This is a genomic window from Pseudomonas sp. ME-P-057, assembly GCF_030208975.1.
In the GTDB taxonomy this organism is placed as follows: domain Bacteria; phylum Pseudomonadota; class Gammaproteobacteria; order Pseudomonadales; family Pseudomonadaceae; genus Aquipseudomonas; species Aquipseudomonas lutea.
In genome coordinates, this window is the sequence record NZ_JARVSX010000012.1 from 84,185 (window position 1) to 109,838 (window position 25,654).

Annotated in this window: 21 protein-coding genes; 8 read left to right on the forward strand and 13 right to left on the reverse strand. The window is 51.9% G+C overall.

The window, feature by feature from the left end; all coding sequences use genetic code 11:
- Position 1: 1 nt before the first annotated feature.
- From QRN48_RS06340 to QRN48_RS06350, 3 genes are all read right to left on the reverse strand, one after another.
- On the reverse strand, positions 2-934 hold the full coding sequence (locus QRN48_RS06340) for a LysR substrate-binding domain-containing protein (protein WP_285349498.1): 933 nt from the start codon (positions 932-934) through the stop codon (positions 2-4).
- Positions 935-2,002, reverse strand: coding sequence for a D-cysteine desulfhydrase family protein (locus QRN48_RS06345; RefSeq protein WP_285349500.1), 1,068 nt, complete (start codon positions 2,000-2,002; stop codon positions 935-937).
- 67 nt (positions 2,003-2,069) lie between these two features.
- Entirely contained in the window at positions 2,070-2,831 is a 762-nt protein-coding gene (locus QRN48_RS06350) for an SDR family oxidoreductase (protein ID WP_285349501.1), read from the reverse strand.
- A gap of 669 nt (positions 2,832-3,500) precedes the next feature.
- Here QRN48_RS06350 and QRN48_RS06355 point away from each other — a divergent pair.
- Entirely contained in the window at positions 3,501-3,926 is a 426-nt protein-coding gene (locus QRN48_RS06355; RefSeq protein WP_285349503.1) for a hypothetical protein, read from the forward strand.
- An 18-nt stretch (positions 3,927-3,944) separates the two neighbouring features.
- On the opposite strand, the gene QRN48_RS06360 is transcribed toward QRN48_RS06355, so the two are convergent.
- From QRN48_RS06360 to QRN48_RS06380, 5 genes are all read right to left on the reverse strand, one after another.
- Complete coding sequence (locus tag QRN48_RS06360; protein WP_285349505.1) at positions 3,945-4,937, reverse strand: GlxA family transcriptional regulator; 993 nt, start codon at positions 4,935-4,937, stop codon at positions 3,945-3,947.
- Between the two features lie 133 nt (positions 4,938-5,070).
- On the reverse strand, positions 5,071-5,832 hold the full coding sequence (locus tag QRN48_RS06365) for an SDR family oxidoreductase (protein WP_285349507.1): 762 nt from the start codon (positions 5,830-5,832) through the stop codon (positions 5,071-5,073).
- Between the two features lie 917 nt (positions 5,833-6,749).
- Entirely contained in the window at positions 6,750-7,319 is a 570-nt protein-coding gene (locus tag QRN48_RS06370; RefSeq protein ID WP_285349509.1) for a hypothetical protein, read from the reverse strand.
- Between the two features lie 1,023 nt (positions 7,320-8,342).
- The gene (locus QRN48_RS06375) at positions 8,343-8,471 is read right to left on the reverse strand and encodes a hypothetical protein (RefSeq protein WP_285349510.1); all 129 of its coding nucleotides are present in this window, start codon (positions 8,469-8,471) and stop codon (positions 8,343-8,345) included.
- A gap of 203 nt (positions 8,472-8,674) precedes the next feature.
- Positions 8,675-9,232 (reverse strand): hypothetical protein, encoded by a 558-nt coding sequence (locus QRN48_RS06380; protein WP_285349512.1) that lies wholly within the window; start codon positions 9,230-9,232, stop codon positions 8,675-8,677.
- Positions 9,233-9,419: 187 nt separating this feature from the next.
- Between QRN48_RS06380 and QRN48_RS06385 the strand changes: the two genes are divergently transcribed.
- Complete coding sequence (locus QRN48_RS06385) at positions 9,420-10,034, forward strand: LysE family transporter (protein ID WP_285349514.1); 615 nt, start codon at positions 9,420-9,422, stop codon at positions 10,032-10,034.
- 64 nt (positions 10,035-10,098) lie between these two features.
- Here QRN48_RS06385 and QRN48_RS06390 read toward each other — a convergent pair whose 3' ends face one another.
- Positions 10,099-10,968: an alpha/beta fold hydrolase gene (locus tag QRN48_RS06390; RefSeq protein WP_285349516.1), complete on the reverse strand. Its 870-nt coding sequence runs from the start codon at positions 10,966-10,968 to the stop codon at positions 10,099-10,101.
- Positions 10,969-11,514: 546 nt separating this feature from the next.
- Here QRN48_RS06390 and QRN48_RS06395 point away from each other — a divergent pair.
- From QRN48_RS06395 to QRN48_RS06410, 4 genes are all read left to right on the forward strand, one after another.
- Complete coding sequence (locus tag QRN48_RS06395; RefSeq protein ID WP_285349517.1) at positions 11,515-13,338, forward strand: monovalent cation:proton antiporter-2 (CPA2) family protein; 1,824 nt, start codon at positions 11,515-11,517, stop codon at positions 13,336-13,338.
- 418 nt (positions 13,339-13,756) lie between these two features.
- Complete coding sequence (locus tag QRN48_RS06400; protein ID WP_285349518.1) at positions 13,757-14,200, forward strand: hypothetical protein; 444 nt, start codon at positions 13,757-13,759, stop codon at positions 14,198-14,200.
- Positions 14,201-15,243: 1,043 nt separating this feature from the next.
- A complete protein-coding gene (locus QRN48_RS06405; RefSeq protein ID WP_285349520.1) occupies positions 15,244-15,678 on the forward strand; it encodes a MarR family winged helix-turn-helix transcriptional regulator in 435 nt (144 codons plus the stop codon).
- Positions 15,679-16,044: 366 nt separating this feature from the next.
- Positions 16,045-17,064 (forward strand): branched-chain amino acid aminotransferase, encoded by a 1,020-nt coding sequence (locus QRN48_RS06410; RefSeq protein ID WP_285349522.1) that lies wholly within the window; start codon positions 16,045-16,047, stop codon positions 17,062-17,064.
- 356 nt (positions 17,065-17,420) lie between these two features.
- Here QRN48_RS06410 and QRN48_RS06415 read toward each other — a convergent pair whose 3' ends face one another.
- Positions 17,421-17,951 (reverse strand): hypothetical protein, encoded by a 531-nt coding sequence (locus QRN48_RS06415; protein ID WP_285349523.1) that lies wholly within the window; start codon positions 17,949-17,951, stop codon positions 17,421-17,423.
- Positions 17,952-18,287: 336 nt separating this feature from the next.
- Between QRN48_RS06415 and QRN48_RS06420 the strand changes: the two genes are divergently transcribed.
- Positions 18,288-20,060 (forward strand): PTS sugar transporter subunit IIC, encoded by a 1,773-nt coding sequence (locus QRN48_RS06420; protein WP_285349524.1) that lies wholly within the window; start codon positions 18,288-18,290, stop codon positions 20,058-20,060.
- A 399-nt stretch (positions 20,061-20,459) separates the two neighbouring features.
- Positions 20,460-21,191, forward strand: a complete 732-nt coding sequence (locus tag QRN48_RS06425; RefSeq protein WP_285349526.1) for a YuaM family protein — start codon at positions 20,460-20,462, stop codon at positions 21,189-21,191.
- Between the two features lie 378 nt (positions 21,192-21,569).
- Here QRN48_RS06425 and dctA read toward each other — a convergent pair whose 3' ends face one another.
- The 3 genes from dctA to QRN48_RS06440 all read right to left on the reverse strand — a co-directional run bounded on the left by dctA (position 21,570) and on the right by QRN48_RS06440 (position 25,644).
- A complete protein-coding gene (gene dctA, locus QRN48_RS06430; protein ID WP_285349527.1) occupies positions 21,570-22,898 on the reverse strand; it encodes a C4-dicarboxylate transporter DctA in 1,329 nt (442 codons plus the stop codon).
- Positions 22,899-23,918: 1,020 nt separating this feature from the next.
- Complete coding sequence (locus tag QRN48_RS06435; protein ID WP_285349529.1) at positions 23,919-25,184, reverse strand: malic enzyme-like NAD(P)-binding protein; 1,266 nt, start codon at positions 25,182-25,184, stop codon at positions 23,919-23,921.
- Between the two features lie 130 nt (positions 25,185-25,314).
- Positions 25,315-25,644, reverse strand: a complete 330-nt coding sequence (locus QRN48_RS06440) for a hypothetical protein (protein ID WP_285349530.1) — start codon at positions 25,642-25,644, stop codon at positions 25,315-25,317.
- Positions 25,645-25,654: the final 10 nt, after the last annotated feature.

The window sequence follows — 25,654 nt, forward strand, 5'->3', positions numbered from 1 at the left end:
CCTAGCGCTCAGCTATTTCGGGCCAAGGATCTCTAGCTGATTCCAAGAGCCAGTCTTTAAACGCTTGTGCGGCGACGGACAAGGATGCCTTGGACACTTGCACGACATAGTAGGCAAGAGGACTCGGTTGCTCCTCTCCGAAGGGCCGAACAAGCCTGCCAGCCTTCAAATCTCCTATGGCAAGACTACTTCTACCCAACGCAACGCCGCTTCCGGCCATTGCGGCCTGCAGACCTGCCGCCGAGTCGTTGATTCTAAGTACCCGGCTTTCAGCTGGGACATCGTAGCCGTCTCTTTCAAGCCAACTCTGCCAAGTCGGGAATGCAGGTGTATCCCGCATCGAGAGGTCATGGATTAGGACATGATGGCGAAGCATCTCAGGTGAGGTCGGCGGATTTGGCCCTTTCAATAGCGCGGGGCTGCATACGGGGAAGAAATGGTCGTCCATCAAGTGGGTAGCGCTAAGCCCTGGCCAACGCCCATGCCCAAAACGGATACCTAAATCAATCCTCTCCGCAGCTAGGTCAACTAATCGGCCATCAGTCTGCAGGATCAGCTCGAACTGCGGAAAGAGGTTTTGAAAGTGCTCTACTCTTCCGAGCAACCATTTGTCAGCGTAAGCAGGTGGCACCGTAACCGTAATTGAATCTGGCGCGGCGCCTTTTCGAAGCCCTTCTACCGCATCACTCATAAGGTCAAAGGCGGCTTGCAGCTGGCCCAGCGCTGTTACGGCAGGAGGAGTTAGTTCAAGGCGCGATGGCCCCCCGCGCGACCGGTGAAACAACTGCAGGCCGTAACTGTCCTCCAAGCTGCGGACGAGCTGGCCAACAGCCGCAGGCGTGACACTTAGCTCCTGGGCAGCGCCTACGAAGCTTAGATGTCGTGCAGCGGCTTCGAAAGCGCGTAGCGCATTTAGGTGCCTAGGGGCTCGCATTTAGTTCGAATCTCCAACTTCACCAGCCTCATCGTCCCACGCACTACCAAGGGTGCTTTGATAAGCAAAAAGCCCGTGAACTCCGCCGGTCATGACAAAAAGCAGGTCATCGCCTGCCGCTAGCTCACCATGCCGCAGCTGATCGAGCATTCCTGCGAACGCTTTGCCTGAGTAAACGGGGTCCAGCAGCAACCCCTCAGTTCTTGCCAGCAGTTGCAGCGCTTCACGCATCGACGCCGTAGGTTGGCCGTAGGCCGCACCAAGTTGGGTATCTGACACGTTGACGCTTGCCGGTACGGCGGATCCCAAGCCTATAAAGTCAAGTGTGGAAGACACTAGGTCCGACGTTTGAACTTTGCACCGCTCAGCGCCTTCCATGACCGCAAACCCATGAATGATTCCAGGGTCGCCGTTACTCGCAGTCCAGCCGGCTATGAGACCCGCTTGCGTCCCGCTGCTACCATTTGGAACTATTATCCGCTTGAAATTCAGCCCTGCAACACTGGCTTGAGCGGAGATTTCAGCCGCGCATTCTGCGTACCCGATAGCGCCTAGAGGCGTAGAACCGCCTGTAGGGATCACTGCAGGTCTTTTTCCGGCTGCAAAGAGCCGCTCTACAAGCTCATCAGCGAATATTTTTTTTGAGCTACCACGAGGTAGCACGTGTGAATTGGCCCCAAAGATCTGATTGAGCAGCCGGTTGCCATTATGCTGGTAGTCGACGGTATCGATTTCTACTTCTTGCGTGAGAACCAAATGGCACTCCACCTTGAGCGCAGCACACACAGCCGCCGTTAACCGGGCATGGTTCGATTGAATGCCACCGAAAGTGACGACCGTGTCATGCCCTGACTGAAGTATCTCTGCCATGAGGTACTGCAGTTTCCGCAATTTATTTCCACCCCCCCCTAAAGGGGTCAGATCCTCGCGCTTGAGATAGACGCCCACTTCGATTCCCTCACGCCGTAAGTGGCGCTCCACACCGGTCGCGCGTTGCAACGGCGTAGCTGTCCCAATAAGGTTAATTCGGGAAAAGTCTGCGAAGCCATGTTGAATCGAAGAATCCATTGATTGACCCTTATTTGAGCGTCGATCACGCGACCATCGGCAGGTGCACCGATGGCCCACTTTGTATTCAGAATTGAGACAAACCGCCGTCAACAACAATCTCGTCGCCGGTGATAAACGAGGCATCCTCGCTGGCTAAGAAGAGCACCGCCTTGGCAACTTCGCTGGCATCACCGAAGCGACCCAGTGGAACCGATGCCTCAATGCCCGCCGCGACTTCTTTGAGCTGCTCTTCTGAGAGTCCGAGCTTGCCGTGAAATGGAGTGCTAATTGGACCTGGGCTGACGGCGTTAACACGTATGCCCCGAGGCGCCAACTCGGCGCCCAACGTGCGAGCAAGTGAACGAATTGCTGCTTTCGTTGCTGACAAAATCGAAAGACCAGGCGTGCCTACAGCGTTCAGAAAGGACGTTGTCAGAATCACACTGCCGCCTTTAGTGAGCAAAGGGGCGGCTTTTTGTACGGTGAAGAAGGTGCCATTGAAATTGAGACTGAACTGCTCTTGAATCTGCGAGGCAGTGACAGCTTCCAACGGAGATGCAGTACCCGCTCCCGCATTAGCGAAAACAACATCCAACCGACCATAGCGGGCAGCTACCTCCTTGATCACTGCATCCAGGGAGTCCGGATCGCGGAGGTCAGCGTTCATGACCAAAGCGCGGTTGCCCAACGTTACCCGAGCCTCTTCCAACCGATGCGCAGTTACGCCAGTGACGACCACATGCGCGCCTTGGGCAATAAATTGGCGTGCCGTCTCCAGACCGATACCGGACGTGCCGCCGGTAATCAGGACGATTTTGTTGTCGAAGCTGCGGCTCACACTGTTCATCGTTGTTCCTCATCGTTAGTAAACTAGGGCCCTATTTCGGCTGGGCTCTACTTTCCGAAATCAGTGATCAACCGCCAAGGCACAAGATCTAGGCTGACAACAAACGAAAACTATCTCGACCTCGTTCTTCATCCCTCGCCGTGGCGGTGGTGGTCGATCAGCCGTGCGGCTAAATGGGACCGTCGCCGTTACCTTTCGCAGTGGGGAGCAAGTGCTATGTTTAGCTGCACACTAGCCAACATCACTGCGTGGGCAGCCCCTGATAGGACACATTGCATTAGCTGGAATGATGTTAATGCCAAAGGACTGAAGTATCCGCGCGCGACAGCTCTTAGCCGCGATGGCCATTGCCCGATGCACTATCGATACGCTCAGTAAGCAGGATGACGAAGCGCGGCGTGCAGCATATCTTGGGGGACATCGCATGAGTCTGCCGTTCCCCAACGCAAGCCTTGGTATGTCCGTATTAGACGCAATGTCGTCTCAAAACCTCGCTACAGCGATCAGACACCAAGCCGAAAAACTAAAGATGGCTGGCCGGTGTATGTCCAGATGAAACAACGCAACGGTCGTTCCACTGACGTGGCAGATCGCGTCTATGGGCCATAACTCGCTGTTCAAATCGATACAGTGACCACTACCTACCAGCACGGAATAGAGGGCGAACAGATGAACATCCCCAGCTTCAACGTAACAATCGCGCCTAGCGTCTTAACGTCAAAGATGACCCGCGCCGTGGCAGAGGATTCATCCTCAGACCCGCTAAGCACTTCGGGTCTGGACGCTATATCGGGTGATGATGGGGAGCGGTCAAAAAAGGTCGGCGACTCCGACACAGCAGGAGGTGCCGGTGGAGGACCCAGTCTCGCCGTGATCACTCTCCAAAAGAGGATAAAGGAACTTGAGAAGCAACTCCAAGAGCAGCAGGCGCAACTGCAGGCGGCCGCTTCGAAAAAATATTCTTCCGATACTGAGAAAACGACCGCGCTAATGGCTGCACAAGGTCAGTTGGCCGTTACGTCAGCTTCACTATCCCAAGCGACTTCTCAGCTCTCAGCAGAGTTAGCAAAGAACCCTATCAGGACCACAGCTTGACCGCTTCTGATTGACGATCTACTCCTCCTCTCCGAGCACGTCTTGGTGGGGAGCGCGAAAGCCTTGGCGGTATAGAATGGGGGTTACGCCTAAGCGTTTGAGGAATGCTCGCCGGAACCCATCAACATTCCCGAATCCGCAGCGATATGCGATTTCCTTCAGGGAAAGATCTGTGGTCTCAAGGAGCCTGCAAGCGGATTCAATTCGAGCATTTGCGATGAACGTCATAGGCGGAACACCGGCGCTTTTCATGAAAAGCCTGGAAAGGTTCCGAACGCTCATATGAACGCGTTTAGCTAGGGATTCCATGGTATGGATTGAGGCCAAGCTGGCGAGTACATGACTCTGAATATCCTCAACGGAAGAGTTTGAATGGGACTGCATTCGCAGCAGATGGCTGAGCTGAGGCTGCTCGCCCGTCCGGCGTAGGTAGACGATCAGATACCTTGCAATCTCTGATGCAAGCGCTTTACCAAAGTCCTCCTCGATTAAGAACAATGCCAGATCAATGCCAGCAGTGATTCCCGCCGTGGTGTAGATAGCATCATCTTTGAGGTAGATACAGTCGCCAAGAACCCGTGTGGAAGGAAACATTTCCCGCAGCTTTGAGGCGTCCTTCCAGTGAGTTGTGACGTTTCTATCATCGATTAACCCTGCCTTGCCAAGCGCGAAGACACCATTACAAATGGCACTGATTCTGCGACACGACCCAGCTTGGGTCTGTAGCCAGCTCTGTAAATCTGGTTGACCAACCACATCAAAAATCCCCTGCCCTCCAGATACAACAAGGGTGTCGAACGCTGTCGAATTGTCAAAGATAGTCATATCGGGGATGACCGTAAGCCCGCTGGAGGATTTTATTGGGCCCGGGAGTATTCCTATTGTGTGCAGTTCATAAATCAACTCCCCATCGCTGTGAATGGCCGCTTGCTCAAAGGCGCATTTTGGGCCCGCTATATCCAGCAACTGGAATCCTGGAAAGATCACAAAGCCAACACTTATCTTCCGCATATTATGCTCAAGGAGAACGAGGGATTGGGCTTAACCAAAACACCAGCATCCGAGGTTTCCCGGATACTGGTAGATTCGTAGGGAGTAAACTGGTCAACGAAGCCATCGGCTTACACCGATGGCCTACCGACGGTCAGAACTGAGACAAACCACCATCTACAACCAGCTCGTCCCCGGTGATAAATGATGCTTGGTCACTCGCAAGGAAAAGAACGGCTTTGGCCACCTCACTTGCTTCACCGAAACGGCCCAGTGGGACGGACGCTTCGATTCCTGCCGCCACCTCCTTTAACTGCTCATCCGAAAGCCCTAACTTGCCGTGAAACGGAGTGCTGATAGGGCCCGGGCTCACCGCATTCACACGGATGCCGCGTGGCGCCAACTCAGCACCCAAACTGCGGGCCAGTGATCGAATCGCTGCTTTCGTCGCAGAAAGCACGGAGAGGCCCGGAGTACCAACAGTGTTAAGGAACGAAGTGGTGAGGATGACGCTGCTGCCTTTGCTCAACAACGGTGCGGCCTTCTGCACCGTGAAAAACGTACCCTTGAAGTTCAGATCGAACTGCTCGTCAATTTGAGCTTCAGTGACCTGATCCAAAGGTGAAGCCGTACCCGCACCGGCGTTAGCGAAGACCACGTCAAGCCGACCAAAGCGCTTGGAGATCTCAGCCATTACTGCGTCTAGAGAGTCAGGCTTGCGGAGATCAGCCTGAAGTACTAGCGCGGCTTGCCCGAGCAAAGTCCGTGCCTCTTCGAGACGGGTTGCTGTAACGCCAGTTACTATCACGTTTGCACCATGTGCGACAAATTCTTGCGCTGTCGCCAGTCCAATTCCCGATGTTCCGCCTGTAATCAAAACAACCTTGTTTGCAAAGCCATAGTTGATGTTTGTCATGGGACCCACCTCGATAAGTTTAGGATCTGCCTCGCATTCGGCATGGGTGTACTATTGAGGAAATTGCCGAAAGGGCCAAACTATATGAACTAAGGTGACAGGAAAGAAAAACTATCGCTTTAAAGCCTTCGACTGCGTTCCCAGCTCAGGATCACAAATGTCTTTCGAAAACCGTAACCGCCACTGGCATTAAGGCATCGGGCGACAATAGTCTGGACCCTCGCGAGAGACAGGAAGGAAGCAGCACGTGCACAGCTCGGATACGATGTCGCGCCTTAAAAGCTTGGACGGGTACAAGTCAAAGCTAGTGAGTGAATGCATGACTGGCACATGACCGATTGCTTTGGCCTTGTGAATTCGGCACATAGAGCGTCACGCATCCTAAATAGGTATCACAGAGGCTGGGGGACGCTGATCACCGCTTATGTGATGGCGGGCAGAATAATCGTATCCTTAACAACAGTGCTAATCGTGGGCGGTGAAATACACAGTGAACCGGCAAACGCATCAGTCGAATGGCTGCCGTCTGAAATTCATATGACGTAAGCGTCCCGCCAACTCACCTTCCTGACCCCGGCGCTAAAGGTAATTGTGGCCACTTAATTTAGGTAGAGACCATTTCTAGTCTTTTTAGCGTGTTTGTTCATGCAGCCGCGACACCGGACCTATTCCAATTTTTTGAAGGCCTAGGTTGTTCAAGAGTACGTTCGGCACCGGCGCGTCGATCACCAGCGTCGCCCAGAACCACAACAGCAATGCGATTTTGCATGATCGCTCGGGCGATACACGGACCTCCATGACGTTTTCAAACCACTGCTAAGTAGTCCGGTAGGTCTCTGTAGGGATCGGTCTTTCACCGCAAATACCGCCCCTCCATCTGTTTGAAGTTTATGACGACTAATAATGGCCAGACGGCTCTACACTACTGGAAAAAAGGTCTGAATGTGAATCTCACCAGGAATGAGCAGATCAACAATCATCACTGCAGACGAAATAGGCCTCTGGGTAGAGATATCCGAATCACCCGCTCGCGTGCCCGCGTAATAAACCATTACCGCGTTTCCCCTTAACGTCGCGGGCGCAGCTGACTCGAGCTTGACTCGTTGCTCAGAACCATTATCGAGTAGATCCAGCTGGGCCATACCATCAGTTGAATTGAGGAGATACATCGCGATGAGAATAGCCTGCTGTCGGTCGACAAATGCGCCTGAGGACGTCTTCTCGTTGGCAAAAGCCCGTTTAAACCTGGCCTCGTAAGGCTCGCGTTGGCGATTGGTTAATGTGGCACCTCCGGCCCACACGTCTATGGTATCGCTCACATCGCCGGTAGGCCCGCCGAGAATGTACTTATTCACCTGCGAGGTCAGATTGTGGTGCTCCAACGAACCGGTTAACGGTCGGTTACCGTTAGCATCGCGCCCGGTACGCCAGCAAGTAGGTGTACCCATAGCCGTGCCGGTACGTAACAAACGGTCGGAGATATCCAACCCTCCAGCCTCAACGTGCAGCCCCACGCATGCCCGACGGGACGACCAGGTTGGGCGCTGCGACCCTCACTCTCCTGAAGGATTCGATTGACGTCGGCTGTAGCGTTTAGCGCAAGGCATAGTCACTGCTCCCGTCATCGCGAATGAAATAGACGGCGGCTACCGAAACGTATGCAGCCGAATACCTACGCGCATTTGTCATTGCGCACCGAAATGTGTACATGCTTGACATCCGTTTACTTAACGTCATCCGTGCACTCACTGGGGACCAACGACCCGGCTTGCAGGTGCATATGAAATTCCAATGGAAGCATCCCCAGCCACGTGGTGATTGTGGTATCTGAGGAGATAACAACTGGCGAACTCAGATTATTCCGCCCACTGCAAACAGCGTCATCTGGATGACTGTACTCCAAACGATTTACTGACAGGCTACGCCGCCTTAGCGCTATGCCCCCTCATCGGCGTTCACGCCAGTGTCACTGGTATCCTAGTCGTCGAGCGCATTCACGTTCGCAGACCTACGGTCGTTAAACTGCGTTATTTTCACCGGTCTAGCTCACCGAGCTAGACGACGTAGTAGCGCACCTGGGCGGCAGTGCACTGGACCAGCCCATCGGACAGCGTGGCGATCTTCTCGATTATGTCTCCCGCAGGGCCACCGCGAAGGCATCAGTCGATGGCATGGCGAGACCCTCTAGACGGCATACAGAAGAACATAATAGGTGCCGGCAGATCTGCGTTATTGCTTCGGCAGTGTAAGCCACTACAATTTGAATAGCAGGATGCCCACAGTAGGAGAACGCGGCCCTCGCCAAGCCTCCAAACTTCGCGCAAAGGTGGATTGGCATTTGGACATGGCCGCCGGGCTGTAACGCTGCGGCGAGTTCAACCAAGCCCGCACTCATCTGCTACGGGCTAACCTGTTAAAGCCTGCTGCGATCCCTCCTGTCGAATGAACAGAAGGCCTGACGGCAAAGCTCAAGGGGCAGCGGTTGAGTGTCAGATGTCATAAGTTACGACTCATGCAGCATCTACTTCCCTGTCGCCATGGGTCAAGGCGACATTGGGGATCGGGGTGCCAGCCAGCGCACAATCGGCGATGACCTTGGCCTCAAAGGAGTTGGTATAGCAACGGCCTTCTTGTGCCATGAGGTCCGCTTCAAAATGGCTAGAACGGGTGTCCACTTAAATTTAGGTGGACACCATCGCCTTAAGCAATGGCATCAGGAAGGTGTTTTTTCCGGACGGTTGCTATATTACGCTGCGCGTTAAGGCTCGGATGAGGTAATAGCATCAGCAGGATCCATTAGTCGCCTCTAGAGCTGCAAAAGGAGGCGCCTCAACACTGGTACCTACATTGGAGGCTGCAGCCCAGGCGGCAAAGTAAAGGGCGCACAGTAATTGAACGTTGTGGTATTGGACCCTTGGGTAAGTACGAATCGACTCGAGCTGATTACGGATATCAAGATATCCTCGCCTACGAGAGGACCAGGACCAGCACCAGCGTCCACACATTCTTGGCGAAGGCTATAGGAATTACCTTGCCGGTTAATCAGAGAAAGCCTGCACGCGTGCGTGTGGGCAGAGTTCAAACCTACCCCATCGTAGCTTTTTAAACCGGCATTGACCGGATTCAAGCATGTCTGAGAATCATCGGCATAAATTCCATGCGTGAGCGGCAGTACTTGTTCAGTGCTGGCAAGCGTCGAACCGGCAACAAATATGGCCGACAGTGCCATGGCGGCAATCGTTCCGGGCAGACCGAAACACTGGTCATAAATCTTATGGCATTTTGAATAGCTAAATTTGTAAAAAGCTCTCATTTTTAGAGTCTCATCAGTTTTGGTAAATTGAAAAATGATCTGCTGGGCAAATACGCAATATCGCTCATTAACGCTGGCAAAATGCAAGAGTCAGCCACATTCCAAAACGGACATCTGTCAACCCTCAACGGACATGAAGCTCCTGAGGTGTGCCCCCGCTCGTTAAATTTAAGCGGCTAGATCAGTTTCATAAAATCATCGTAGACAAGCATCGCCTTCTTATGGAAACTTTCCATACCTTTACTGCGTTGTCTGGAAATTCTGGAGAAGTCACATGTTTGGTATAGCGCATTACGGAACGTTTCTTATTTCATTCATCGTCCTTCTGGTCTTGCCGGGGCCTGGTAATTTCGCGCTCATTACGTCTACCAGCAAAGGAGGCCTCAGAGCAGGCGTTGCTGCCATTACCGGGGTCCTTATCGGCGATCAGATTCTCATGTGGCTGGCCTTAGCAGGAGTGGCAACGCTACTTCAAGCGTATCCATCCGCGTTCTTTATCGTGCAGCTTGCAGGCGGAGCCTATTTGGCATATCTAGGTATTAAATTGTTAATGGCGAAGGCCGGCGGCGGTGCGATGCTGGATATCAAGCCCTATCGTTATTTGAAACAGACATTGGTGATTACCCTGTTCAATCCGAAGGCAGTGATTTTCTATATGGCATTTTTGCCTCTATTCATCGATCCGGACCAACATCAGGGCTTCATCACGTTCGCAGTACTCGCTCTGACGGTATCCTGCCTGACGTTCACTTACGGGTTGATCGTTATCGCCCTAACGCATTTTTGCGCCGAACGCATACGCGCTAACAAATCTATGACGCTGATTTTTCAGAAGCTTGCAGGCGTTTGCCTAGTAGGTTTCGGGATTAAGCTTTTATCATCGCACTAACAACAACCAAGCATCGGAACCCAAGCACGATACGGTAGCTCGACATAACATGACTTCGTGAGAGCTACTTCTCTTCTTCCAGCAGGTCATGGATCGCGCGTGCGAAATACGGAGCGCCTTCTACCGGTGAGAAATGCCCGATCATAGGCATTACCACTAGCCGGTAGCGGACGAAAAACTCTGCCAAGCGGTCTGACCAGTCGGCTGGAAATATGGGGTCATTTTCTGGCCACAGTACGATTGTAGGGGTGGTCAAACGGTCGTCGCGTTCAGGTAAAAGTTCGGCAGCTGAAGCTGTTAGAGGATTATCGGAAGTCTTGTAAAAAGCGCACGACGCCTCAAACGAACCGGGGGCTGAATAGACGTCTGTCAGGTGCGCAAGTCGTCCCTCATCAAACTGGTAAGCCGGCCCCGACCAGTGGGACCAGAAGTGAGTTAAATAAGCTTTGGCTGCATCCATATTTCCATCAACCAGCCGGCTGAAAATACCAAGCTTATTAAATGCTGCGTACCAAAACTCGCTTGCCTTGGCCAGTTCTAGCAGACGATGCCCTGCGCCAGGCAAAGGGGGGGACAACACCATAGAGCTGACAAGATCAGCCCGCATGGACGCTATATTGCGGGCGACGCAGCTGCCCACGTCGTAGCCGCAGATTATAGCGTCTTGGAGGCCAAGCTCTTCCATAAGTGCAATCACGGCGCGGGCTTGAGCTTTACCAGAATAGGCTGATTCTGGATCAACTGAATGCTTGTCCGAACATCCGAACCCGCGAAGATCCACAGCAATCACGTCCGCATGGACCTTAATCATTGGGATCAACAAATCGTAATCTGTATGATCGCCAGGCCACCCATGGATTAGGACTACTGGCCGCCCCGTGCCAACTCGCTGGTAAGCAAGCTCGAAGCCTTCATATGGAGACGATCGGTTCATTTTGGCACGCCCCTGTAAGCTCAAGTGTTTTGAGTCATCAATATCTGCAGCTAACGAGGCGGCTTCAAGCCATAATTTATGCAGGGATGGGATAGAAAATCTTCACCGGTTACCTCAAGGCGGTGGTGAGGTGCTTTAGCCTCGTGCTAATGCACCCGCCTGCCGGCCAATCAGCGTTCAGCAAAACTGCTGTAGCTAGAGCGCTGCACCGGACGAACTTTTTGACAAATCTACATCTGCCATCCGCCCGATCAGAGGACCAGCAACCGCGCTTTAGCCAGCCCAAGGTCAAGCGGCTTAGACGATGAGCGGATGGCGACCGGGCTCTATTGCTTTGAAGGTTTTGAGCATATTGGCAATTCGTCTCCGAGCAGCATGGCGCCTCCACCGCGATAGTTTTTCTTCAAACTCACTACAGTTCTTGTTGTTTGGCACCTCTGATGCGCTGGAACATAATTCTATCGAGGAGGTTTGACTAACTCCCATGACGTTCTGGGTATCCCATGCCGTGGGGGTAACGATTGACAACTTCTAAGGTGTTTGAATATGTCGCCCGAGGCCGACTTGCTTGGTTCAACAGTGATATTCCTGTTCGCAGCCGTTGTGGCGGTGCTGGTAGCGAAATACATGAGGCTAGGTGCGGTATTAGGATACCTGGTAGCTGGTGCAATAATTGGCCCACAGGTTCTGGGTCTAATAGGCAATCCTGATAGCGTCGCAAAATTTGCCGAGCTCGGAGTAGTGCTGCTGCTTTTCGTGATTGGGCTAGAGCTTTCTCCCAGGCAGCTTTGGACAATGCGTAAGGCTTTATTTGGGGCGGGCCTTGCGCAGGTACTGATCAGCGCAACGGTGATTGGGTTTCTGGGGTCCATTGCTTTTGGCTTACCGCTAGCGTCATCAGCCGTCATTGGGCTTGGCCTTTCGCTATCCTCTACGGCATTTGGAATACAGAGCTTGGTCGAGAGCCGGCAGCTGCAGAGCCCCCACGGCCGTGTCGCGTTTGCCGTGCTGCTGTTTCAAGATATCGCCTCCATCCCTGCCATAGCTCTCATACCGCTGATAGCGTCTCAACACGCCCAACTCGACACCCACGAGAGCGTGATTCACGCAGCCAAAGCCATAGCAAGCATCTCGCTGGTGGTGATTTGTGGCAGGTTCATTTTGCGACCGCTGTTTCGGGCAGTGGCATCTACAGGTTTACCAGAGGTATCGACAGCGACAGCCTTGCTTGTGGTGGTTGGAACGGCTTGGCTGATGAATAAGGTAGGGCTTTCAATGGCTCTCGGGACGTTCATTGCAGGACTGCTGCTATCAGACTCTGAGTACCGCCATGAACTGAGCTCGCAAATCGAGCCTTTCAAGGGACTGCTCCTAGCCCTATTTTTTATCGGCGTTGGGATGAGTGCCAATCTGGCTTTACTGCAAAGCTCTGCCCTTTTGGTGATTGGGCTGACGTTGATACTCATAATCATCAAATTGCCAATCCTTTTTGCGGTCGGTAGGTTGGTAGGAGGATTAAATTCTATAGGCGCCGTACAACTCAGTTCGATATTGGCTGCTGGTGGGGAATTCGCATTTGTGGTGCTGCACCAAGCCAAGACTCAAGGCCTGATCAGTTCTGACACCAACGATATCCTGCTTTTAACCATTACGCTCTCGATGTGCGTGACACCGTTCTTGGTCATGATCTGTAATGGATGGGCACGGCGTTATAAGGCCCCCGTGAAGCAGCCTGATCCAGGCGACTACGCAAACATCGAAGGCAATGCACCTGAAGTTGTTATCGCAGGTATGGGTCGAGTAGGGCAGATCGTAGCCCGGATATTGCGCGCGCAGAATGTGCCATTCATTGCATTGGACACCTCTGTTGAGACGATCGATTTGATCAGGAGCTTTGAGCGGGTGCCGGTGTTCTACGGCGACCCATTGAGGCCCGAGATCTTAAATGCGGCGAAGGTAAGCGCAGCCAAGTACTTCCTCATAGCAAATGACGATCAAGATGAAAGCGTGCAGCTGGCAGAGCTAGTGCGCCGACTTCACCCTAATGTGAAAGTCATAGCGAGAGCTCGCAACCGCCAGCACGCCCATCGTCTTGCTAATGCAGGCGCTGACGCGGTTCGCGAAACGTTCTATTCCAGCTTGGAAATGAGTCGAACCATTCTAGTGGGAATGGGGCTCAACAAAAATCATGCTGAGCGCCAGATTAGAAAATTCGCGGAGCATGATGAGAGGGTACTGGCGATACAGCGCATCATTGCCGAGGATCAGTCAAAGGTTCTACAGAGTACTCACGCAGCGCGTGCAGAATTGGCGAAATTATTCCAGACCGATGTCGAAGATGACCAACTGGCTCCAAGCCGAGAGACCTAGGGGCAACGTCAGTCAGCTGCTGGCCGGAGCCGCGGGGGTCTTTGCAGCTCACCGGGGAGCCGTGAGAGGGCTGATCCAGGTTTACGGCTGTCAAGCGGAGACCTGACTCGAGGTGGTTGCTGCCCTAGCCCAGAACTTCAGGTGCAAGGCGGCCTGCAGAAATTGTCTCAGGCAAATGGTTCCCTAGGAATCGTCCACAGCTTGGAAAATAAATCCCACCTCCTTGGAATAATATGTCCTGCCAGCCGTTTACTACAGACGTCGCACTAAAAATCAAAGAGTTTAGGTTTGAAAACCATCAATCAATGTGATCAAAATTAATTAGCTAGCGCTTTTAAGTGATCATCGGGCTCATGACCTGCGCACTCTATGCAGGCAGACTAAGTGCAGCTGAACGAAAATCAGCTAAGGCTAAACCATGAATTTTTCAAATAGCAATCCAAATCTAGAGAATGGCATAAAGGAACTTTGTGAGCAACTCTTGATAAGTCTTCAGATCGTTACTGACGCAATGGAGAGAGTCGAGCTAGCATGTGCAGGAGTAAGCTCTGCTGTGCGCAATACCACCGATACGCGCGACACGAATAACGTCGTTAGATATAATTTGATGGAAGGTATTGTGCGTAGGGAACTGAAAAAGCTTTCAGCTTCTACCAGTATGATGAAGAGTGCTTTAGCTGAATCTGTCAAACTGCTAATTGAGAATACAGAAATGGCGTTGGAAATCGTTAATAATATTCGAACGGCAGGCTGGGCCGATCGTACAAAGCATGACCAGAATGAGCTATTTCTTAAAGATATATTAAAATCGTTAAATGTTATTGAGAAAAAGTTGTCGTTATCGTTTTATAACATTTGTTGATGGCGTTGAGCGCACGCCTGCACTGTATGCCGTCTAGGTACCTCGCGCAAAGCAGACGCTCAAGCAACTGCATTCCCAAAGCTTAGCATCAGTGAGCAGCCAATACTAAGCGGGTTGAGGTTTTATTCGGGCATTCTCAACTTACGATCTTGACTAGCTGGATAATTTACACCAAGCAAACCGCGCCGCTAGGGTACTATCGGCGCCGCGCCGGCAAGAAACCGTCACGCCGCAGAGCATTCATTACAACGCTCCGACTCGTCTACTAGCTTTAGCGCGGCTCATATTTGCCCAGGCCTGTAACCGCGGCATTAGATGGCCTAACTCTGGGGGCCTTCTGCTTTAATCATCTGTGCTGCGGTCGCCCTGAATTGTTGCTACCTGAGCGTGGGTTGAAGACAACAGCTCCTCGGTCTATCAATTCCATGACCTCACTCAACAAACAGCACGGTGCTTGTTTTCCCGCTAGGCCCAGATCCTATCGTCAAGAGTCTAGCAATGCTCGATGTGCTGAGCGTAGCGACATCCCCAAGGTCACGACCCCGTTGCGGACACGTTCTCATGAACCTACGACTGTGACTCAAAAACGTCCTGCGCTCATCCCTATCGCGCACGACTTGTGGACCGTCTGGCTACGGTAATTTTCCCGCCCGACCTCTTTCGTCACCGAATAGCTCCGGAACTATGCCATCTAAAAGAAATTTCATAATTTATTTGCAATAAACGCTCGTCGCTCAGTGTAGTGCTCTTCGAGCGGATGAGCACCTGGAATTGCGCCATAGATTAATCTGGGGCTCTACGCTTCATCGGTGGCCCAGTTCGATCTGAATAGTGATATTGCTGCTCGTTTTATAGCCAATGAAACGGACAAAATATGATGGATTAAAGACAGATTATCACTATCTTCGACGGGATAACGGGCCCTCTGCGGGTTTGACCACAGCCATCCTAATAGACAAAGCTGACAGCTTATGGAACGATACTTTTTGAGAGCTCTAGCCGGCCCTTTGAAAAGACGAATATCTACACTTACTTGGATTTTTATGAATTTAGAGTCATTACAAATACAAGTTACGAGTGGGTTAACTGCCGCGACCCGACAGTGGCGCCGCGCGTGCGAATCAAAATTGGCCGATCATGGAGTATCCGAAGCTTGTACAAGACCGCTTCTAGCTATCTCGCGTCTGGGCGATGGCGTGCGTCAGGTTAATGTTGCTCAGGGTTGCGGGCTAGAAAGCGCCTCGATTGTCAGACTTATAGACCAATTATGTGATGCGAAGCTCGTGAATCGAGGCCGGGACGGTGGAGACCGCCGAGCAAGTTTATTGAGCTTAACCGTAACAGGGCGAACTCTTGCAACCGCGGTTGAGGCAGAGCTGGCACGCTTGCGACGTCATGCTTTAAGAGGTATCGAGGCCTCGGATTTAGAAGCAACGGTGCGGGTCATTACTGCACTCAGGCAAGTTATGCCAGAGTAGAGCAGCGGCTTCAGAAGTGAACGCGTTGTGGATCTAACCGCAGTTGGCGTCGGCAAACTCTGTTCATCATCACATCCGATATTATATAAGGCGGATTGGTGACAGTGGTGAACGCTCAAGAGGCTAGCCAAGGCCTATGCTCGCAGCTTAGGAGCCTGAACGGCCATGGTTTGACATCTTCAAGCTTTTAACGCCGCCCAGATGAAATAGCAGTTCCAAGTTTGCTATTTATGAGATCGCCACAACTGCTTGTTCGAATTTTGGTAATCAGTAATCCCGAAGCAGGTCATCCTGCGAGCGACTTTGATGAAGAACCGCCATGCGCCGGGAGTTCCCGGCCGCGCTGGCCTGGACATAGAGGGTGTCATGGGTAACGAAAGCATTAACTGGGACAAGCTCGGCTTCGACTACATCAAGACCGACAAACGCTACCTGGCTCACTGGCGCGATGGCGCGTGGGACCAAGGCACCCTGACCGAAGACAACGTGCTACGCATCAGCGAAGGCTCCACCGCGCTGCATTACGGCCAGCAATGCTTTGAAGGCCTCAAGGCCTATCGCGCCAAAGACGGCTCGATCAACCTGTTCCGCCCCGACCAGAACGCCGCGCGCATGCAGCGCAGTTGCAGCCGCCTGTTGATGCCCCATGTGCCCACCGAGCAGTTCATCGAAGCGTGCAAGCAAGTGGTCCGCGCCAACGAGCGTTTCATCCCGCCTTATGGCACCGGCGGCGCGTTGTACCTGCGCCCGTTCGTGATCGGTGTCGGCGACAACATCGGCGTGCGCGCTGCGCCCGAGTTCATTTTCTCGGTGTTCTGCATCCCGGTGGGCCCGTACTTCAAGGGCGGCATGAAGCCGCACAACTTCGTCATCTCCAGCTATGACCGCGCTGCGCCACAAGGCACCGGCGCTGCCAAAGTCGGCGGCAACTATGCGGCGAGCATGATGCCGGGTGCCGAGGCCAAGAAAGCCAACTTCGCCGATGCCATCTACCTTGATCCGTTGACCCACACGAAGATCGAAGAAGTCGGCTCGGCCAACTTTTTCGGCATCACCCACGACGACCAGTTCATCACGCCGAAATCGCCCTCCGTGCTGCCGGGCATCACCCGCCTGTCGCTGATTGAACTGGCGCAAAGCCGTCTGGGCCTGAAGGTCACCGAAGGCGAGGTGTTCATCGACAAGCTCGACCTGTTCAAGGAGGCCGGCGCCTGTGGCACCGCTGCTGTGATCACCCCGATCGGCGGCATCAGCTACAACGACAAGCTGCACGTGTTCCACAGCGAAACCGAAGTAGGCCCGGTGACCCAGCGCCTGTACAAAGAGCTGACCGGCATTCAGTCCGGCGAGATCGAAGGCCCGGCGGGCTGGATCGTCAAGGTCTAAGCCGGCGCGTCCTACGACTCGGACAAACCACCGCCTCCGCATGGTGGTGGTTTTTCGCAACGTCTGGACTTTTGGGTATTACATACTTCGAGGTGTTGCCTGTCTGGCCGATTGGCCTGTCCGGCATCCAGAACCAGCATGTCGCTGCGACAATTCGCCGGGGAGTAGCCGCTGTTAGCCGAAATCGTCAGCTATAACGGGCTGCTTTCGGCCAATAGCGGACGTTCGCGTATAGTCTGCTTCCGGCAAAATAGGGTATGTTCGGCATCACGCAAGCTACATACCTCACTTCATAAGCGCATTTCTAACCATCGACACTGCCCGCTTTCAAAGCAAATACTGACCATCGTTTATTATTATTTGAAATTTCGATGGGATTGGTACGCGAATCCCTTTTCTACGAAGTCGAGGACATACCACGTCGTGATCGAACCGTGATTGGTCTTCAGTTCAAACGCATGAGTAAGCCGATTGATCGTGCCAGGAAACCTTACTAGGATTACTCGATTTTCTTTAACCATCAGATCCTGATACCTATCTGCAAATAAGCGAGGCATTTTCTCCTCCTCGTCTCTTGTGGGCCACCATTTTGCAAGCTCTAGACGCCTCCGTCGTAACCAATCAAGTCGGCGTGGCAACCACCAGGTTGGGCGGGGGATTTCATAAACAGCTAAGCTTTGTATCACTGCTGACACCGACCCTGGGTTAAAGAACACCAACTTAACTAAAACTGAGTCCTCTAGTTGCTCGGTGCTGATCACATGAAAATCGTTTGTGTTGCTCCAGTGCGTGGAACGGGTCAATCGATACATCGCTATCTGGGTTTTTCGGTTACGTATGCTCAGGTACAACGCCACTAAAGCCATAGCTGCATTCACGTAGGTCATGAGTCCTCCGCTGCCTACCATCTCCATCGCGCTGCTCTCCTATTCCACTTAATGAATGGCACAGCCTACGATACTATGGTTTAGCCGACTCAGCTTGCCCCCCTGACCTTCGCAAAGGCATCTAGCGGTTAGAAGCTAAGCTGCGACTCGGGAGCTGCTTCCGCCCCAACGCTGACGGTAGCTATAGTCAGAAACCGTCTATGAGCAGACGTTCGACTTGGCTGCCTCAACTCAGTTGCCAGTAAGTCCAGAGTGGTTCAGGCTTGCCTCACGATTGACTTATCGACCAGTTACCTGTCTCATTGCCCATCCGAAATAATTGGCAAGAATGTCCTTATGCGTTATCTAAAATTATTGGTGTCGCTCAGATTTTCAACTGCTGTCTCTCTATTGATATGTGGAACAATTTTACTAAGTCTTGGTCCGGCGTTCCAACAACACTCGACATCGCTGATAAGTAGCCCAAGTGCTGGTATCTACCAAAGCGTTTACAAGGATAGTCTAATTGCTTTTGCACCATTCAAGGCTTGGATTAGCGGAGCACTTTCAGTTGATTACCTTTGCGGATCAGTTCTATTGCTCTTTTGCTTAAAAATGAGCAAAACTTATAGGGGCGCAGCCTTATTAGTAATGCTAACCGCATTCCTGATTAATATGGCGATTGATCTACATGCATATTTCACGCTCCCCCCTAACAGCATTGCATTATTTGAGTGTTTAATCAGTAATATTGTAGGTGGGATTATTTTTGCTTTTGTCTATGTGTCGATATCATACGTGTGCCAAACCTTGCCCAAGGTTGCAACGGAGCATTCTAGAGTAGCACAGTTATTTTCAAGCATAGGCCCTGCCATTCTCGCGGTTGCTGTTTTGTTGATTCAATACTATGTGTTGGCACTTTTTTTTAGCCCGGTTACTTCGTATGTCGAAGCGAAGGTTGCCTCTGACGCTACGCTCGGCATAATCTACGACGAAACTGTAAAGAAACGACTTGCGGAAGAAGAAGCAGAAAGGTGTCACTGCGAACAAAATAAGGAAGAAAAAAATAACTTCAATTTTTTATCGGGAGATTTTGAAGGAAACCTTTCAATAACCGGGCAGGGAAAAGACAGTAGCATCGTGTGGAGTCCTGAATCTGGTAAAAAAGCAAAAGTAACCTTGAGCGCATACGATGGATGTTATTTTAGCGAGGCGGGAAAATTTCCTAAGGCCGATAAGCGGGCATTAATTTTTGATGATGTGGAAAGCTTGGAGATAAAGTTGCCATCAAGCATGGTTACGGTCAAAGCGCCCATCAAACAAGGTAGTCTCGAATTCAACAAGGCCATTTACTCATCTATGTGGTTGGAGAAGAAGGATAGCGCTTTCACGATTACTCGCTTTGCAGGAGAGAATCAGATAGCTGATTATTGGGTGCATAATAAGGACATTAATCTTGAACTGAATGTTCCGCTACTTGACTTGTCACAAAAATCAAAAGCAACGCCTGAACTTAAGATAATTACGATAGTGCAGAATGGCAAGTCAACGCAGCTAAAGCTAATGCCGCCAAGCAATATGCTTGGAGTGAAGGGGTGTTATGCCGTCCCGATAAAAAATCGAGATGTTGATTTGATGTATGTTGATGCGCTTACAAACATAATGTCACTGCGATTAATGATTAAGCCAATGAGGTCTTCTACGGAACTTTATTATGACAAAAGAAACTATGTGACTTTTAAGGGGGTTTCTGGTTGGTACTCAGTATCGAATATTGCTGAGGGCGGTACAAATAAACTAGCCAGCCCCGGGGTCGTCCAAGGGCTTTCAGTCTTTAAAGGGCTTAAGCACCTTAGTTTGAACGGAAAGCCAGTGGAAGACCTGGAGAATCGCATGTTCACTTTTTATAATTCAGATATTAGTCTGGATTTAAACGACGATGATGCATTAGTTCTCAAAGGCGAGTCAAAACTGGTCTGGGTTGACAACAAGCGCTTGAGCCCGACTCGCTGGGAAAATATGGATGGTGCTACGCAAGGTATATTGCTAGGGCTAGCGGGAACACTACTGCTTGGTTTTCTTGTGCTCCTGAGGAATCTTTGGAAAGCCAATCCCTCACTCGCATTTTGAGTAGATTCTTCAGATCGTCATTACTAAGAACTCGGCGCGGGAGAACGAGGTAAGCCGGATTACCCCAGGGACAAAGTGGTTCATCCCGTGTTTTGCCGGCAACGGCCTCCTGAGCTGAACGGCCGCGTTGACCGAAAGCTGATCAGGTCGAATGTCCGCTTCTGGCCGAAAGTGGCCAGTCGCGACCGGCAAGAATCGTTGGTTTTCAACGAATCCATGCAGGACGACGTAGCGACTTCTTAAACGCTGTATACGAGGCGACGGGCTCCTTGCAGCACGCCCGTCTCTCAGGCTTTCATAGTACATCTCTGAACCTAGCTGGTAACGGCGGTGATGTGTTGCCTGACCTTCCTGTTATCCCATGGACGACTACCCCACACATTGATGGAGCTTCATTGCATGAACGCGTCATACAAAAACAGTCACATCAACGAAACGCTAGATGTCCTCACCGAACTCAGCCAGTACAAGCCCCGATCAGCGGCCGAACGCCGCACTGGATTCGAAGCCAGAGCTGAGCAAATCTCTAATTGGTGCATGGGGATAGCTGTCGCGCTCATGGTACCGGCTTGGGGTTTGGCAGCATGGACATATTTTGGGAGGGGCTTATACGACAGCGTAAAGCTTGGAGCGTTAGTAATAGTTAGCCTTTCATGCGTGTTGGCGATCCTGGCAATGCTTCTACCTATTGTGGCAGCTGGCTTGTTGTTGTTCCGCTGGAAGGATGTCTCGCTTCAAAACCTGCTGAATGACATCCGGCATGAGCAAGCGATGGTTTACGCTCTTTCCCATTACGACGACGAAGCGCTCATTGATGCGAAGTGCTGGCTTCAGCTGAAAATAAAGCGCATCGAAGCTCGTGTCGCCCATATTTTCGGCGATAAAAGCGCAGTGCTAGGCTTGCTTGCTTCCGGCTATTTTTTCGCCAAGGAATTTGGAGGTACCTCAGGCGGGCTCAGCTGGGTAGGAAGTGCCCTCAGTTCGGGAATGACGCTCCAAAACTTTCCAAACATGATTTTGGTGATGATAGGTGCGGGGGTTGTGGGGTTGTCGATTGGTGCCGTTATGATCAGACATATCGCGGCACGTTATCGCTATCAAGTGCAGCTAATTGAAATGGCCAAGCGTTAACCAGCGTTCAAGCATTGACGATGGTGCGATTCTGGGCTGGTGGTCGAACTCACATTCTGCGCTCGCGCTTGGTGGACTGACAGCTATCGACCCAAAGCAGACTCCAAAAAATATTAAATCTTCTCATTGCCTGAAGCGCAATTGGAGTCCGCGACTAGCTGGTGCGCGAGTCGCGGAAGGTATCGTGGGCTGAAAGCGCCTAATCGTTCGTTTAGTTTCAAAGCGCTGGCCGGGTGCGTTATCGCTAGCTTGATGAGAGCACTTTTCAGTGGACTGGCATCCGTTGACTGGAAGGGCAGATCTTTCGGCACCGCGTAGTGCTCAGCAAGAAATGATTCGTCAGGCTTAGACCAGTCAGATATCGCGGTAATAAAAAGATTAGCGCTGAGCTTTTTCAACCGGCGGCGAGCATCCGGCTATCAAGTCGATATTTACCGGAGGGCTTGTATTGCCACTAAGCACGTTATTAGCATGCGTCATATCGATAGCACCTTCGAGCCGCGCCATAAAGATTGTCGCTACGACATTCCCACAAAAGTTCGTGAATGATCTGGCCTCGGACAGCAACCGATCCACTCCGAGTAATAAAACCATTGCTTCCACTGGGACCTTTCCGTGAACCGTAGCGAGCGTGGCTGCGAGTGTGATGAACCCTCCGCCTGTGACTGTGGCCGACCCTTTGGACGTCAACAATAAAATCCCAAAAATAGTCAGCAGATCAATCCAGGAGAGTTCTACGTTTAATGCTTGGGCCAAGAACGCAATTGCCATGGTGTAATAAATACAGGCGCCGTCTAGATTAAGTGCATAACTCATGGGCAACACGACACCCACAACCCCTTTCCGGCACCCTAATCCTTCTAATTTTTTTACCAGCGCTGGCAAAACTGCCTCATTAGAGGCACAAGCAAAAACTATTAACGCCTCTTCGCGAAAATACTTTAGAAGTGTCCATGGCTTAAAGCCGGAGTAGCGAGCTAGAGAACCCAAAATAATCACGATGAAAATGGCGCTTGTGATGTAGAAGCACATTACCAGTAAGCCTAGGTTCTTGAGAGAGCCTAGGCCGAATTTGCCTACAGTGAATGCCATTGCCCCGAAAGCGGCAATCGGTGCAAAGCGCATTATCATCCCAACTATCTTAAACAGCGGTACGGTCGCCTTCTCTAACTGAGTTACGATGCTTTGGCCAGGCAGCCCGCTTAGTGAAAGTGCGAAGCCGCAAAGAACAGATAAAAAAAGTATCTGGAGCATGTCGCCTTTTACGAAAGGCTCGATCAATGAAGTAGGTACTACATGAAGTATAAAATCAACGGTAGAGAACGGTACCGCAGCTGCCTTATAAGAGGCGACGGAGCTTGTATCGACCGAGCTCAGGTCAACGTTCATCCCAGCGCCGGGCTGTATGTATAAACCTACTGCGAGCCCTATCGCCATCGCAAATGTGGTCACAACTTCAAAATATATGACGGTTTTAAGTGCCAGTTTGCCAAAACTGGCAGCAGATTCTGCATGCCCTTTGGCGATACCTACGACAATGGTCACGAAAATAATCGGCCCGATCATCATTTTTATCATGCGTATGAAAACGTCACCTAACGGCTTAAATTCAATAGACACGTCTGGGTAAAAGTGACCTAGTAACACGCCAGCGATTATCGCGCATATTACTTGTATGTAGAGTTTTTTGGACGGATTCATTGCCATTTTTATTTACCGTTGTCGACAATTAGGTGTGTGTGACTTGAACGCTCCCGGGAGACATTCATCCAGCCCTATTCACTAGCGTTTGAGATCACGAGCTTTAGTACTCAAGGCCATCGCGCTAGGGCGCTGCAAGCCCGGCCATCCGCGGTGGGGTAAGCGATAGCAACCCGCCGTACCCGTTCAGAGATCCGACAACTGCATCGGCGGCCTTTGGTGATCTTGGTTGCTGTGATCGCACAGGTGGGGGCGGCGCTGAAGAATACTTATCAAACATGAGGCAGACCATTCTTGTAGGTTTGTATGCTGTCTAAATATTGATACGCTCAAGAGGTGCCCAGGTCAAGCTTTTCTGGCGTTTAGGGTATTTGTTACAGCATGATGTCCATCCAGAGCGTCTTCGCCGCTTCATTCCCTTGTCGCTTATGTGACTGGCGCAGGAGCCCGAAAGGCCCATGAGACAGGCATCTATTGGCGTTTACCAAGCGGCAGGAGGGGATTAGTTTCTCAAGTTTCCCGGAAAATCGGCATCGGAATAGCAGGATGGAGGTCCTATGACCTAGCCCCCACGACTCAAAAATTTTTTCAGTGGTTGTCTACTTATTTAGACCTCTCGCGAGCCGTTTTGAACCTGCTGCTCTTAGAGCTTGGCCTCAGCACTACGCTGTATATTCCCTCTTATCTGCGAGCGGATTATCTAGTGTGGACTGATCTGCAAGGAGGTCCATCGTCCGCCGAATGCCCCTTTGCTCGAGGATGACGCAGAGCTGTCCATTGGATGCATCCATAACCGCAACCTGATGCGGCTGCTCGTTCACACGATTGTTAAATTGCGACACCTGATCGCCGGACTCAAGCGAACGGTTGGATCTATGTCACGGCGAGCAACGGCCGGAGCCTGGCGGATCATTGGGCCGACCTAGAGCAAGCTTCTGCACTTGGATGGATGATAGTAACGCGCCCCAGAGCTCGGCTAGCGCCTCGGCTCGAATTGAGTCTGGTCAGGAATATATAAAGTAACTCTCATTTATCAAAAATGTGGGATATGGAAACAAGAGGGTAGTGAGACGGATACGGCAACGTCGCGACGCCGGATTCAATTGCTGCCTTGGCGACCGCGTCGGACACGACCGTGATCAGCCGCGGGTCGAGCGGCTTCGGAACGATGTAATCCCGGCCAAAACTGATTAGCCCAACATCGTAAGCAGCACACACCTCTGTCGGTACTGGCAGCTTTGCCAAATCCTTCAACGCCATTGCCGCGGCGATTTTCATTTTTTCAGTGATGCGCTTGGCACGGACATCCAGTGCGCCACGGAAGATGAAAGGGAAGCCCAACACGTTGTTGACCTGATTCGGGTAGTCCGAACGACCGGTCGCCATGATGACGTCATCGCGCGTGGCATGGGCCAGTTCCGGCGAAATTTCCGGATCCGGGTTCGAGCAGGCGAACACGATCGGGTTGGCTGCCATCGACTTCAGGCCTTCAGCGCTCAGCAGGTTCGGACCGGACAGGCCGACGAATACGTCAGCGCCTTCCAGTCCATCGGCCAGCGTGCGCTTGTCGGTGGAGTGGGCGAACTGGGCCTTGTACTGGTTCAGGTCGGTCCGGCCGTCGTGAACGACGCCGCTGCGGTCGATCATGAAGATATTTTCGATCTTCGCGCCCATGCTCACCAGCAACTTCATGCAAGAAATAGCCGCCGCGCCAGCGCCCAGGCAGACGATCTTTGCCGCTTCCAGGGTTTTGCCAGCGATTTCCAGGGCGTTGATCATGCCCGCCGCGGTGACGATCGCGGTACCGTGCTGGTCGTCGTGGAACACCGGAATGTCGCACTCTTCAATCAGCGCTTTTTCGATTTCAAAGCACTCAGGTGCCTTGATGTCTTCCAGGTTGATGCCACCAAACGTGATGGAAATACGACGCACTGTGTCGATAAATGCTTGGGTGCTCTCCGAATTAACTTCAATGTCAAACACGTCGATGCCGGCGAATCGCTTGAACAGGACACCTTTGCCCTCCATCACTGGTTTTGATGCGAGCGGTCCAAGGTTGCCCAAACCGAGAATTGCAGTGCCATCAGAGATCACCGCAACCAGATTGCCCTTGCCAGTGTACTTGTATGCCAGCGCCGGGTCGCGACCGATTTCCCGGACTGGCTCGGCTACGCCGGGGCTGTATGCTAGAGCAAGATCGCGTGCAGTAGCGGTGGGCTTCGTCAGCTCGACACTTAACTTGCCTGGGCGTGGACTGGCATGATATTCGAGGGCATCGTTTATAAAACTCATGTTTGCATCCTTATTCGCCGAGTCACTAGCAGCCGGCCTGGTTGATTAAAACTTTTTGTTGGACGAGTTGCTGCATCAGGGGGTACCGATCGTGCGTGGCGATCGCCCCTGACGCAGCGAACAGGGTCTGCTAGAAGATACGGTCACTTTTTACGTAGTGATGAACTACGTCATTCAGTGCCTTGAGCACATCTTCTGGCGAATAGGTGGCCAGAGCTAGATCCAGCGTCTTCATGTAGCCATGCAGGTTATTATGGTTACGCCGGGCAAAGTCCATCTCCAATGCCTCTTCTTCATAAATCAGGACATAGCTCCTGCAGAAGCCTGCAATTAAAAAGGCAGCAGACGCTTGGAATGGCTCATCGCGAATCACGGCCAAGCATTCTGCATTGGCCAGTTTGAATGTCTCCGTTCCTGGTAGGGAGGCGGAAAAGTTTTTCATCATCTGAGAAAAATTCATAAAGGCAGAC

Coding starts and splice junctions, on each gene's coding strand:
- QRN48_RS06340 (WP_285349498.1), bottom strand. CDS start 934: ATGCGAGCCCCTAGGCACCTAAATGCGCTACGCGCTTTCGAAGCCGCT.
- QRN48_RS06345 (WP_285349500.1), bottom strand. CDS start 2,002: ATGGATTCTTCGATTCAACATGGCTTCGCAGACTTTTCCCGAATTAAC.
- QRN48_RS06350 (WP_285349501.1), bottom strand. CDS start 2,831: ATGAACAGTGTGAGCCGCAGCTTCGACAACAAAATCGTCCTGATTACC.
- QRN48_RS06355 (WP_285349503.1), top strand. CDS start 3,501: ATGAACATCCCCAGCTTCAACGTAACAATCGCGCCTAGCGTCTTAACG.
- QRN48_RS06360 (WP_285349505.1), bottom strand. CDS start 4,937: ATGCGGAAGATAAGTGTTGGCTTTGTGATCTTTCCAGGATTCCAGTTG.
- QRN48_RS06365 (WP_285349507.1), bottom strand. CDS start 5,832: ATGACAAACATCAACTATGGCTTTGCAAACAAGGTTGTTTTGATTACA.
- QRN48_RS06375 (WP_285349510.1), bottom strand. CDS start 8,471: ATGGCACAAGAAGGCCGTTGCTATACCAACTCCTTTGAGGCCAAGGTC.
- QRN48_RS06385 (WP_285349514.1), top strand. CDS start 9,420: ATGTTTGGTATAGCGCATTACGGAACGTTTCTTATTTCATTCATCGTC.
- QRN48_RS06390 (WP_285349516.1), bottom strand. CDS start 10,968: ATGAACCGATCGTCTCCATATGAAGGCTTCGAGCTTGCTTACCAGCGA.
- QRN48_RS06395 (WP_285349517.1), top strand. CDS start 11,515: ATGTCGCCCGAGGCCGACTTGCTTGGTTCAACAGTGATATTCCTGTTC.
- QRN48_RS06400 (WP_285349518.1), top strand. CDS start 13,757: ATGAATTTTTCAAATAGCAATCCAAATCTAGAGAATGGCATAAAGGAA.
- QRN48_RS06405 (WP_285349520.1), top strand. CDS start 15,244: ATGAATTTAGAGTCATTACAAATACAAGTTACGAGTGGGTTAACTGCC.
- QRN48_RS06410 (WP_285349522.1), top strand. CDS start 16,045: ATGGGTAACGAAAGCATTAACTGGGACAAGCTCGGCTTCGACTACATC.
- QRN48_RS06415 (WP_285349523.1), bottom strand. CDS start 17,951: ATGACCTACGTGAATGCAGCTATGGCTTTAGTGGCGTTGTACCTGAGC.
- QRN48_RS06420 (WP_285349524.1), top strand. CDS start 18,288: ATGCGTTATCTAAAATTATTGGTGTCGCTCAGATTTTCAACTGCTGTC.
- QRN48_RS06425 (WP_285349526.1), top strand. CDS start 20,460: ATGAACGCGTCATACAAAAACAGTCACATCAACGAAACGCTAGATGTC.
- dctA (WP_285349527.1), bottom strand. CDS start 22,898: ATGGCAATGAATCCGTCCAAAAAACTCTACATACAAGTAATATGCGCG.
- QRN48_RS06435 (WP_285349529.1), bottom strand. CDS start 25,184: ATGAGTTTTATAAACGATGCCCTCGAATATCATGCCAGTCCACGCCCA.
- QRN48_RS06440 (WP_285349530.1), bottom strand. CDS start 25,644: ATGAATTTTTCTCAGATGATGAAAAACTTTTCCGCCTCCCTACCAGGA.